This is a genomic window from Bacteroides sp. 11BF (assembly GCF_019633765.1).
GTDB lineage: Bacteria > Bacteroidota > Bacteroidia > Bacteroidales > Bacteroidaceae > Bacteroides > Bacteroides hominis.
Genome location: NZ_JAFKPJ010000008.1, coordinates 110,416 through 121,346, shown reverse-complemented (window position 1 = coordinate 121,346; position 10,931 = coordinate 110,416). Strand labels below are relative to the sequence as shown.

The following is a 10,931-nucleotide window of genomic DNA, read 5'->3' as shown; positions in this document are numbered from 1 at the left end:
TGTTATATTTACCATGGTTTTACATTACTATGTAAAGCCATTTACCTCGGTATGTAACGTCTTTTACCTCCGTGCGTAAATCCTTTTACCCCGGTATGTAAATGCCTTTATCCCGGTATGTAAACGAAATATTCCTTTGGGGCCGGAAGAGTTAGGTCCTATTGTTAAAAGGTAGATCCGGTAATATGAAGTGATCCTTTAATCGGTTTCATTATGCCATTTGTACTCTTCTATATAATTATCAAAGTATTCTTCTTGATGAACGCCCAGCTTTTGGGCAAGTGAGATGACTTGTAGTTGTTCGGCGGGAGAGAGTAAAGTTTCCCCTTTTCGCTTCTGGTAATATCGTCTGATTCCCCAAGTGGCAATTAGCTTGTAGCGGAATGTACTTGCTGCATCTACCGTCAGGACTCCCGTAGTGCGTACAAATCCTTCAGCATAACGTACTTTTTCGTTTGAACAGTAATGTTGACATTTTTTTCTTGTCGCTTCTTTATTTGCTTTCGGATTCAGTATAGACAGAAAAGTTATACTTGCCGGAACATGATCGTACGCAATGCGACGTAGGCAAGTATCGGCATTTGGACAATCTTGTTCTATACATAAACTAAAATTATTGGGAACCATTGAGTAGTCGAACGTTTCTTTTTCCATTGTATATATAATAGGTTAATAATAGTTTTACAAAGGTACAACATATATTACCAAATTCCCTAATTAAACCAATCTAATTGATGGAGTGCCGGTTGAATATTCAAAAAGAGATGGATGACAGACTTGATGTTATTGAAGGAATAATGATATAATGTTTGTTTTATTCCGTCTTAATTTCTATATTTGTCACATCTTCTTGCTTCCGGTGGGAATAAGAGGAGATACTTATATTAACATGAAGACGTTTACGAACGTTATCTTCTGAACTCAAATCTCGCAAATTTGAAATCTACAAGAAGATAAAGCAACGAAACGTCCGCGAAGGTGTTCTATCAAACATTACGTTTGACGTGGTGTTCTGTATATTTCATCTTGACGTGGGCTAACTGTGTTGCTTATCCTTGTAGATGGGCAATGCGAGAGCCTGAGTTCGGGATAAGCAAAAGTACAGACTCCCACGTCTTTTTTTGAATCTCGCTCAGTCAGGGGAGGCTAAGGGCACAAAAATAAAAGTTATGAAACACACATTTCTTTTCGCCTTAGTTGTCATTATTGGCATTTCTTTGGTATCTTGCGGAACGGGGCGTTATGAAAATGCAAGCCGGGTAAAAGTAAAAGGGAGTCCTAACACAGATTTCTATGTTAAAAATCAAAAATCGTATACGGATTTGGACGGTTTTACACGCGAGATGAACGCTAGTCATGATGTTTCTATTGTTTGCAATAGAGGTTTCGAATATGTTGGTTCAACGGATGATACAGGTATGGGAGTTCTTGAGATAGGTACCAAGTCATACAAACAGAGTAGAGGAATAATCGGTCTAAAATCCGGGTATGAACCGACTAATTTTAAATTGAAAAAGACCTTTAATGTGTCTACACTCTTAAACCTACTTTTTCCTCCTGCTCTATTCTTTGATCACTATTTCGTGCTTAGCCGAGAAAAAGTGAACAGAGTAGAACTAAAGAACACTGTAACTACTAAAGCGATAGATTATTTTAATCAGGCATGCTTAGAGACTAATGTGGCTGTCAAACTCGAGTTGTTTCAAAAAGCGGCAGAACAAGATTACCGGAACGAAGGCGGGATAAGAGTATCGGCTTTAAAAAACATGGCTATCCTATATGCGGATAAAGGAGAGACACACCGTGCATATCTCATACTTAAAAAAGTAGAGAGGATGGTGGATCAATCTGTCGGCGCAAGAGAGTTATTAACTTGGTTGCAAAGCGTGGTAAACCATCAAAATGATGTTGCGGCAGACAAAAGGGCTAAATGGGAGAACAGGTTTAACACGATCAACAGCATAGCCGGAGGTTTACAAACATTAGGAACCTCTATGAATAGTAGTAGTTCGTATTCAGATGCGGTGCGCCCGTCTCCCAGTCCCGCAAGTGTATCTGGTAATTATCAGACACAGTACAACGAATGGGCTCGAAAAGCAGAAGCGCATTACAATTCTCTGACGAACTTAGGAGTCAGCGTGAATAATCGGAAAACAGGGAAGAAGAGCGGTAGTGCTGCACAAGGCATGAACAGTGGAAACTATACGATGATGAAGAAAAGTCTACGTGAAGCCCAACAGCAAATGAAGAACATACGGTTAAAGGCTCAAAAGGCAGGCATCGTTATCCAACAATCATCTTGGGAAACAGCTACTGTATCTTACTGAGTTTTACCCGTTCCTTTACATCCAGTTTATACGCTCTTTGCGTTTCGAATCTGGAGTATATGAAAAGGAAGATTATATATAAAAAACGTCGAGTATTACTTTATAAAAAAATACACCGGAACTTCATCTCCTTAGGGAGAATAATTCCGGTGTAGCCCTTAGTCCTCTTTGTGTTAGGGGACCTTTCCTTATTCAATGAGCTTATTTAACTTCAATGGTTCTGTCCGGTTTCTTCACTTCTTCTTCACTTAATTTGGGCAATTCAATATTCAAAACTCCATTTTCTACTTGTGCGGAAATGTGATCTTTGTCTACATTTTCAGGCAGAATCATTGTCTGCTGGAATTTTGAGTACGAAAACTCACGGCGCAGATAACGACCGTCTTTTTTCTCTTCTTTGTTTTCAGTTTTCTTTTCCATTGAAATTACCAGGTTGTTTTCTTCGTCAATACGCACGTTGAAATCTTCCTTGGTCATTCCCGGTGCAGCCAGCTCTACTTTGTAGGCTTTTTCAGTTTCAATTACGTTGATAGCAGGTGCAGTAGCATTTGCTTTTACCATCCATTCGTTATCAAAGAAATCATTAAAGATACTTGGTAACCAATTCTGAGATCTTCTAACAGGCATCATAATTTAGTCTCCTATCTTTTTAGTTAAACATTCAGGTTAATTTTTGAACTCCGGCTCTTTCTTTTGAACCGTTGTTCACTAAAGAAGATACAAAACCTGTGCCAGTGCCATATTCTTTCTTTGTTTGACTAAATGTCAGAGATGTAATGTCAAACTTGCTATCTTGCTGTCAAATTGTTCTCCTATTTATACTTTGATAAGATATTTGTTAAAAATTCCTCGGTCGTTCGATACCATTACATGCCTATTTTATCAGTTTGAATCTAAGGCGTAATTTTCCGTCGGCATAGTCGTAACTGATAATTTTAAAGATGCCTATTTCCGATGTGTTTTCTACGTGTTGCCCGATGCAGGCGCAGGCATCGTAATCTCCTATTCTAACAATACGCAACATTTCGCTTGCATTTTCCGGAAGCTTACTCAGGTCTACAATGCTTTTGGCTTTTTCGTGTGTCATGAACTCACAGGTTACAGGTAAATGGCGATTGATGGCTTCGTTTACTTTTTCTTCAATGGCATGAATCTGCTCCTCGGTTGGGCAAACCGGAAGTTCGTAATCACATTTGCTCTTTTTCTTTTCGATATGTGCATTACGTGAACGTGGACATCCGAATGTTTTTGCCATAGTAGCATTGAGCAAATGCTCTGCTGTATGCATAGGTGCGATTGACACATCCTGGAACTTGGGGGCTGCTTGGTTTATTTCCATAATAGACAAATTTTTATTGTTTTTGGACATAAGAACAAAAGAACATATTTTTTCTTATGGGTGATTATAAATGTTTATATTCTCTGAATTTTCTTTTTATTTCAATGCGTTCACCGCCAAAGTTTATTAATAAGCCGTGATCTATATTGGTAGCGGTTAAGTAATTTACTAATTGGGTTTCGTGTATGGGAAGAAGATGCTGTACAGCTTTAAGCTCAATGATTATTTTTCCTTTTACGATTATGTCCGCTCTAAATTCTCCCACAATTTCATTTTTGTAATATACATTTATAGGCATTTCTGTATCTGCATGAATGCCTTTTTCCTTTAATTCAATCATCAATGCTTTCTGATAAACACTTTCAAGAAAACCCGCAGCAAGATGTGTTCTTACATTATAAGCACACTGAATAATAGTTTTTATTAAACTTTCTATTTCCATATTCCTTCTTTTGTTCTTATGTTCTTTTGTCTAAAAAACAAAATAATATGTCTCTTTCGTATGCATAGAGGGATATTCTTGTTTGTTATGGTCGTTGAGTTGAAGTTGTTGTTCCATAATTATCTAAATGTTATTCACCTTTCTATATTTTTGATATGTATTTATTCTTTTACTATTTCTATAGATTTAGGTACTAAATCCATGAAAGAGTTCAGTCCGCAGTCTGCATAATCTTTTCCGGCAAAGAGTCGGATTATGGTTGTCGGTAGCCAGCTTTTTCCAGATTGCGGGTCTACTGCCATCCATCCGTATTGTTTAAGGTAACATTCGGCCCAGGCATGACATCCATAGAATTTTTGTTCAGGTATAAAAATAAAGCCGGCAACAAAACGGCAAGGAATTCCTTTCTTTCTCATAAGTGCCGTGAACAAATTGGTGTATTCGCTACAAGTACCTTTCTTTCTTTGGAGGATATGATTTACATCCAATGTTTTACAATCACCTTTTGAAATAGCCATGGCTAAAGAATCGTCAAAACTTATATAATGGGATACAAACTCTAAGCCTTTTTTAATAATTATCATTGTACTGTCTTCACCTTTGAATAAAGAGTCTGTTATGAGTTCGATAGCAGGAGAAGAATAGTCGATAAGTTTGGTTGGGTTCAGATAAGGAGCAACCTCTTCGTCATAGATGTCATTGGGGATATAAAGGGCCTTTTCTGCTACTTTTCTTTTTAAGGTATCGTCATAAGCTTTGGATACTTTTACGGTGAAATGGTAGACACTGTCTGCCTTTTTAAAATCAGAAACCTCTTGTGGATAAGAATCTGTGACCGGAGAGTAATTTCTTGTCACCATTCGATAAGTCGTCTGAGCATGACACAGGAAAGAAAATGGCATCAGCGACAATAAAAAAAGAAATAGCAACTTTTGCATGTTTTTCATGATAATGAGTTATTAGGGAAATATTAAAATTATTATTCCGGTATCTCTACCTTTTCCCCAAGATGTTTGGGAGCTTTATCGGTAATGATATCCATAAAGACTTTTACTCTTGCCAGTAATTCTCGAAGGTTGGTTTTAAAGCCGGCATATGCACTCACGTCCTGAGCATTATATCCAATAACCTGAAGATGGTTTTGCTGAGCCAGAAAAATAGCCCGTTCATTGTGAAATTCTTGTGAAATCAGAGTGAAACGCTCCAGACCAAAAATTAAATGCGCTCTTATAACAGAGTCCAATGTTCTCAGACCGGCATAGTCTAATATGATTTGCTGTTCGGGAATACCTGTGGCAATTAATGCCTGCTTCATTTCTTCGGGTTCATTATAATCATTTCTCCGATTGTCACCGCTCACCAATATATATTTGATTTTTCCTGCGTTATATAATTCTGTGGCAGCTTTAATCCGATAGTCGAAATACAGATTGTTTTTCCCGTTTTTCAGTTTGGGTGAGGTGCCCAATAATAGACCTACTTTATTATAGGGAATATCGGATACTGTTGAATAAAGATATGCTTCACTGTTTTTCTGAATAGTCCGATTACATACATAGATGGTAATTACAAGAACTGTCAGCAATAAAGGTGCTCCTATAAAGATAATCTTTTTCATTTTTTATATTCAGAGTTCTTTGCAAAGATAGGGATTTGGGTTGAAAGTTGACTTGAAAGCATAAAAAAAGGAGCAACGCCTTGCTCCAACCTTTGTTAACCTTAAATCTAATACTATGAAAAACACATTGCAAAGATACAGCTTTTTCAAGTATTGGCAAGCGTTTTATTAGAAACGCCTGATTTTATAACATTTATTTTATTTATTAATTGAATTTGTTAGGATAATTAAGAAAAAGATGGTTTCTCCGATATATTCTAACTACTTGTTATTCTATCAAAACCAAGGTGTTTTTTATCCCGGCCACTTCTCTTTCATTAAGTCTTCCATCTTGAGCAATTCGTCCCTGTATTGGGCAGCTTCAATGAATTCCAGCTTCTTAGCTGCTTCTTGCATCAGTTTACGGGTGCGTTCCATACTTTTCTCCAGCTGAGCTTTACTCATATACTGTACGACCGGATCTGCGGCAATATTGGGCGAAGAGGGTTCCACGTATGCACGGGTTGCTTTTTGCGTTTCCTCCATTTCGTTACCATTGCCGAATACAGCCAAGTTGCGTGCTTTCTTAATCTGCTGTGGAGTGATTCCATGCTCTTCATTGTATGCGAGTTGCTTTTCGCGGCGGCGGTTAGTTTCGTCAATGGTCAGTCGCATGCTGTCCGTGACCTTGTCGGCATACATGATTACCATTCCGTTTACGTTTCGGGCAGCTCGTCCGGCTGTTTGGGTTAATGAGCGGTGTGAACGGAGAAAACCTTCTTTATCTGCGTCGAGGATGGCCACCAGTGATACTTCCGGAAGATCAAGTCCTTCACGTAATAAATTTACCCCGATCAATACGTCATATACACCTTGGCGAAGATCATCCATGATCTTGACGCGCTCTAAGGTATCCACATCGCTGTGGATATAGTTACAACGTACATTATTATTTAATAGATATTCCGTTAATTCTTCAGCCATACGTTTAGTCAGAGTAGTTACGAGTACGCGCTCTTCCCGTTCGATACGGAGTTGGATCTCTTCCATCAAATCGTCTATTTGGTTTAGACTGGGGCGTACTTCGATAATAGGATCCAATAGACCAGTAGGGCGGATCACTTGCTCAACGACGATGCCTTCTGATTGCACCAGTTCGTAATCGGCGGGGGTAGCACTTACATAGATAACCTGTTTAGCCATTGATTCGAACTCTTCGAACTTTAACGGGCGATTGTCCATTGCGGCAGGCAGTCGGAAGCCATATTCCACCAAGTTAATTTTGCGGGCCCGGTCTCCTCCGTACATAGCACGTATTTGCGGAACACTTACATGACTTTCATCTATTACAATCAAGAAATCATCCGGAAAAAAATCTAACAGACAGTAAGGGCGTGTACCTGCTGCACGACCGTCAAAGTATCGTGAATAGTTTTCGATGCCGGAACAATGACCCAGTTCCCGTATCATTTCCATATCATATGTTACTCGCTCATAAAGGCGTTTCGCTTCATATTCTTTGCCGATAGATTCTAAATAGGCAACCTGTTTAGTGAGATCATCCTCTATTTCATGGATGGCGCGTAAGGTTGCTTCTTTGGTAGTCATAAACAGGTTGGCGGGATATATTTTATAAGCTTCAAAAGGTGCGATGGTTACTCCGGACACTGGGTCTACTTCTTCGATACCGTCAATTTCATCACCCCAAAAGGTAACCCGCAGTAAATTGTCCGAGTAGGCCAGATAAATGTCTACCGTGTCTCCTTTTACCCGGAAATTTCCACGATTGAGTTCAATGTCGTTACGCATATACAGGCTATCTACCAATCGTCGGAGAAACACATTGCGGTTGATGGTTCGTCCTCTCTCTATTTCAATAACATTATTATAGAAATCCGACGGATTTCCCATGCCATAGATGCAAGATACGGAAGATACCACCACCACATCTTTTCTTCCGGAAAGGAGAGCTGAAGTTGCAGCCAATCTGAGCTTGTCAATTTCATCATTGATAGCGAGGTCCTTTTCTATATATGTATCCGAACTCGGAAGGTAGGCTTCCGGCTGGTAATAATCATAATAAGAGACGTAATATTCGACAGCGTTATTGGGGAAAAATCCTTTAAATTCACCATATAGCTGAGCTGCCAGCGTTTTGTTATGGCTCAGAATCAACGTAGGTTTATTGATATTGGCAATAACATTGGCAATGGTGAATGTCTTTCCGGAACCGGTTACACCCAGTAACGTTTGTGCCGGTATACCTTCAAGAACTCCTTCGGTCAGTTGTGCGATTGCTTCCGGCTGATCTCCGGTTGGCTTGTATGCGGATGTTAATTCAAAATTCATGCTTCTTTTTTCTTTCAGAAGACAATATTCGGCAAAATAGTTGAGATAAACAAATAGTTTTTCTCAAATTATCTTATAAACAGTTGCTCTTCAGATTGTATTATGCTACTCAAATAAACTCTTGGAAAATAATCAGGGATTATGTATCGTCAAGATTTTGAGTTTCCATGCTATGTATATTTTAAGTTTTTATCGGTTTGACACGACCTATTGAAAAATAAACTTTTAGCGGAGTTTTTGAGAAGTAGTGGTAACGATTTAGAATTGTATGAATTTCAGTGATTTGTAGTGCTGTGCTGGCAAATAATTCCTTTTCATATACATACGTACGGCACTAATTACAAAAAACAATCATGATAGATTGTTTTTTGTAATTAGTGCCGTGAAAACTTCCAGTGTTATTCTACCGGAGGTTTCCACGTTACTATAAGTCCAAATAGAAGAAAAGAGAATCATCATACGGATAATCGTATTTGATCGGAAGTTCTTCTTTCTCGATTTTCTTAAATCCAGATTTTTCATAAAATGAGTGTGCCCTATCAGTGTTTTTGGGAGTGTCGAGGATGATTTTTGAGAAGCCGTGAACTTTTGCAAAGTCTAAGAAAACTGTGTATAATTGCTGTCCAAGATGATGTGGATTTCCTCTATAAGGCTTATACACAAAAAATTTTTTCAGTATACACAATCCATTTCCTTTGTTCATCAAGCCGATAGTTCCTACAACTTTTCCGTTTTCTTTTGCTACCCAAAAACATCCTCCATTGTCGATGTATTTTTCGCGTATGCAAAGTAGTTCCGGCTGATCTTCAACGCTAACCAATGGACGAGTTCCGTCATTTTGACAATGCAGTACTATAGCAATAATTTCATCTTTATCACGCTCTGAATATTTTTCAATTTCTATCATTTTATTTTTGTATTTAATTTAGAATAACTTCTTTTCGATTCAAATATTTTATTGATGTAGCAGGCATTCTGTCACTATTGTACATTTATAACAAGTGGTGTTACTTGGAAAATAATCCATAAATGAGATATATAAATTATACCTAAAAGATAATATAAACCTTTTTCATTGTCACAGATGGCCGAGCTAAGCACTACCTGCATTTGCCATAGTTGCAATATCCAATTAATTGCGTGCCATAATGAAAGATATTGTTTTCATACTTTTTACAATTTCCAGCAACTGATTTTCTTCCAATCCTGCAAATATCTCTTTGACGGATTGGTTTGCTGCTATATCTAAGGTGTGATAAACTTTTATTCCATTGTTTGTAAGACTTATTAACTCTGAACGGCTGTCTTTTATTGTTCTTTCCCGATATATATAACCTTTCATTTCCAGTTTTTTCAATATACGGGATAATAATCCTTTATCCATATTAAGTGCTATGGATATGGCTTTTGCATTCCGATTAGGATATAAATAAACATCTTGGATAACACGGATTTCAGGAAGCCCCAATTCGCTCCCTAAATAGGTTTTGTTCAGGATACCTAAATTTTTGGTATAAAACCTATTAAAAGCTCTGATATAATCTATATGCTCTTGTTTCATGGTGCAAATGTAAATAGAATAGTTGACTTAGTCAACAATGCGTGCAAAAATAAATGCTTATGTGATCATAAAATGTTTGAGTGTTTTTATTTTTCTTCATGAAAATATAATGGTTATAGTTTCATTCCATTGCTTTCCTGTCGCGATTGGATGGCTGGCTTGCCTGAAGTTCTGCCTTACTTTGTCGAACTGTTCTATCTTTGTTAAGGTTCAACTACCAGGCAGTTATAAAACCGGCAGATATATTTTTGCGTGCAAATATGGATGATTTTTTTCTGTTTATGCTTATATAAAAAACAAATTAATTCTCATATTTAATAAACTGATAAGGATTTGTGCAAATTCTACTCTTGAAGAGAGTTGTCGGTTTTATTTGAGTTTGTTTTCACGACTATTAATCAATTTACTTTTGAACTCTTTGTGAAAGTCTGCTTTGTATAGGTATTCTGTTAATCCAAAAGTGTTTATTTATAGGGTTGGCAGTTGCTATTCTAAGTAGAGATACTATCTTTATCAGTTGGGTGTGAACTTTGTTATTATAATAATGTGTAATGCTCCGGGGTGAAAGATTAGGAGCTTTTGTGTATTTATTCCCCAAGATGTGTGGCTATTCTCCATTTGTTCCCCAGTCTTCCTTATATTACTTTGTGCTTAACTTGCTGTTTGATAGATGTTTTGTGTCCTGTCCGTATTCTGGCATGCCTTTTGTTTTTTTATTTGGCATAAGAGTTAGTTTTAATTATTCACACTAAAAGATTACAATTATGAAAAAGGTATTAGTAGCGTTAGCAATGATTATGGGATTGGGGACTTCAGTGGCATTCGCTGGTGTATCGGGTGATACTTTAGCAGTAGAGCAGACCATGCAGACGCCCCAAGATGAATTTACAAAAATTGATGTTAAGGATGTTCCTGCCGTAGTTATCAATGCCTTGGCCAAAGATTATGAAGGTGCTGCATTAAAAAACGCTTTTGTAGCTGAAAAAGAAACTGGCAAGGTTTATAAAGTTGTATTGACTGTAACTAAAGAAGATCAATCTACAGAGGATGTTACTGTTCTTTTGAATGAGAAAGGCGAAATAGTGAAAGAATAAGGTAATTGGATTAGGGATTTCTATTTGACCTTTATTATGGTAGCTCCGGTTCTTAGGGACCGGAGTTTTTTTCGGTGATAAAGTAAGATTCTAATTGACTTCTCTCATTATGCTCTTACTCTTTTCCTGCTCTGAAGTTTGGTGGTTTATGATTTTAATGATTAATTTTCTTGATAAACAAATAGATTTTTAAAATAAATCCTTTACTTTGCACAACATAAC

General features: G+C 37.5%; 11 protein-coding genes. 2 read left to right on the top strand and 9 right to left on the bottom strand.

From position 1 onward, the window contains the following. Positions 1 to 198 precede the first annotated feature (198 nt). The gene (locus JZY04_RS10410) at positions 199 to 654 is read right to left on the bottom strand and encodes a DUF6078 family protein (RefSeq protein ID WP_122143166.1); all 456 of its coding nucleotides are present in this window, start codon (positions 652 to 654) and stop codon (positions 199 to 201) included. A gap of 515 nt (positions 655 to 1,169) precedes the next feature. Between JZY04_RS10410 and JZY04_RS10405 the strand changes: the two genes are divergently transcribed. Then, positions 1,170 to 2,327: a hypothetical protein gene (locus tag JZY04_RS10405; RefSeq protein ID WP_147347888.1), complete on the top strand. Its 1,158-nt coding sequence runs from the start codon at positions 1,170 to 1,172 to the stop codon at positions 2,325 to 2,327. 201 nt (positions 2,328 to 2,528) lie between these two features. Here JZY04_RS10405 and JZY04_RS10400 read toward each other — a convergent pair whose 3' ends face one another. From JZY04_RS10400 to JZY04_RS21300, 8 genes are all read right to left on the bottom strand, one after another. Then, complete coding sequence (locus tag JZY04_RS10400) at positions 2,529 to 2,957, bottom strand: Hsp20/alpha crystallin family protein (protein ID WP_005778266.1); 429 nt, start codon at positions 2,955 to 2,957, stop codon at positions 2,529 to 2,531. A gap of 244 nt (positions 2,958 to 3,201) precedes the next feature. After that, a complete protein-coding gene (locus JZY04_RS10395; protein ID WP_122143190.1) occupies positions 3,202 to 3,666 on the bottom strand; it encodes a hypothetical protein in 465 nt (154 codons plus the stop codon). Positions 3,667 to 3,730: 64 nt separating this feature from the next. Further along, on the bottom strand, positions 3,731 to 4,108 hold the full coding sequence (locus JZY04_RS10390; protein ID WP_122143164.1) for a GxxExxY protein: 378 nt from the start codon (positions 4,106 to 4,108) through the stop codon (positions 3,731 to 3,733). A 161-nt stretch (positions 4,109 to 4,269) separates the two neighbouring features. Further along, positions 4,270 to 5,046: a transglutaminase-like domain-containing protein gene (locus JZY04_RS10385; RefSeq protein ID WP_032537417.1), complete on the bottom strand. Its 777-nt coding sequence runs from the start codon at positions 5,044 to 5,046 to the stop codon at positions 4,270 to 4,272. 41 nt (positions 5,047 to 5,087) lie between these two features. Next, positions 5,088 to 5,726, bottom strand: a complete 639-nt coding sequence (locus JZY04_RS10380; protein ID WP_005778255.1) for a vancomycin high temperature exclusion protein — start codon at positions 5,724 to 5,726, stop codon at positions 5,088 to 5,090. Positions 5,727 to 6,020: 294 nt separating this feature from the next. Beyond that, a complete protein-coding gene (uvrB, locus tag JZY04_RS10375; protein WP_122143163.1) occupies positions 6,021 to 8,054 on the bottom strand; it encodes an excinuclease ABC subunit UvrB in 2,034 nt (677 codons plus the stop codon). A 424-nt stretch (positions 8,055 to 8,478) separates the two neighbouring features. Next, a complete protein-coding gene (locus JZY04_RS10370; protein ID WP_122143162.1) occupies positions 8,479 to 8,961 on the bottom strand; it encodes a GNAT family N-acetyltransferase in 483 nt (160 codons plus the stop codon). Between the two features lie 225 nt (positions 8,962 to 9,186). Beyond that, complete coding sequence (locus JZY04_RS21300) at positions 9,187 to 9,615, bottom strand: MarR family winged helix-turn-helix transcriptional regulator (RefSeq protein WP_122143161.1); 429 nt, start codon at positions 9,613 to 9,615, stop codon at positions 9,187 to 9,189. A 764-nt stretch (positions 9,616 to 10,379) separates the two neighbouring features. Here JZY04_RS21300 and JZY04_RS10360 point away from each other — a divergent pair. Next, complete coding sequence (locus JZY04_RS10360; RefSeq protein WP_032540518.1) at positions 10,380 to 10,709, top strand: hypothetical protein; 330 nt, start codon at positions 10,380 to 10,382, stop codon at positions 10,707 to 10,709. The last annotated feature ends 222 nt before the right edge of the window (positions 10,710 to 10,931 follow it).

What these genes read in the sequence shown, in the direction of transcription:
- JZY04_RS10390 (WP_122143164.1), bottom strand. Translation starts at nt 4,108, where the DNA reads ATGGAAATAGAAAGTTTAATAAAAACTATTATTCAGTGTGCTTATAAT.
- uvrB (WP_122143163.1), bottom strand. Translation starts at nt 8,054, where the DNA reads ATGAATTTTGAATTAACATCCGCATACAAGCCAACCGGAGATCAGCCG.
- JZY04_RS10360 (WP_032540518.1), top strand. Translation starts at nt 10,380, where the DNA reads ATGAAAAAGGTATTAGTAGCGTTAGCAATGATTATGGGATTGGGGACT.
- JZY04_RS10370 (WP_122143162.1), bottom strand. Translation starts at nt 8,961, where the DNA reads ATGATAGAAATTGAAAAATATTCAGAGCGTGATAAAGATGAAATTATT.
- JZY04_RS21300 (WP_122143161.1), bottom strand. Translation starts at nt 9,615, where the DNA reads ATGAAACAAGAGCATATAGATTATATCAGAGCTTTTAATAGGTTTTAT.
- JZY04_RS10395 (WP_122143190.1), bottom strand. Translation starts at nt 3,666, where the DNA reads ATGGAAATAAACCAAGCAGCCCCCAAGTTCCAGGATGTGTCAATCGCA.
- JZY04_RS10410 (WP_122143166.1), bottom strand. Translation starts at nt 654, where the DNA reads ATGGAAAAAGAAACGTTCGACTACTCAATGGTTCCCAATAATTTTAGT.
- JZY04_RS10380 (WP_005778255.1), bottom strand. Translation starts at nt 5,726, where the DNA reads ATGAAAAAGATTATCTTTATAGGAGCACCTTTATTGCTGACAGTTCTT.
- JZY04_RS10400 (WP_005778266.1), bottom strand. Translation starts at nt 2,957, where the DNA reads ATGATGCCTGTTAGAAGATCTCAGAATTGGTTACCAAGTATCTTTAAT.
- JZY04_RS10405 (WP_147347888.1), top strand. Translation starts at nt 1,170, where the DNA reads ATGAAACACACATTTCTTTTCGCCTTAGTTGTCATTATTGGCATTTCT.
- JZY04_RS10385 (WP_032537417.1), bottom strand. Translation starts at nt 5,046, where the DNA reads ATGCAAAAGTTGCTATTTCTTTTTTTATTGTCGCTGATGCCATTTTCT.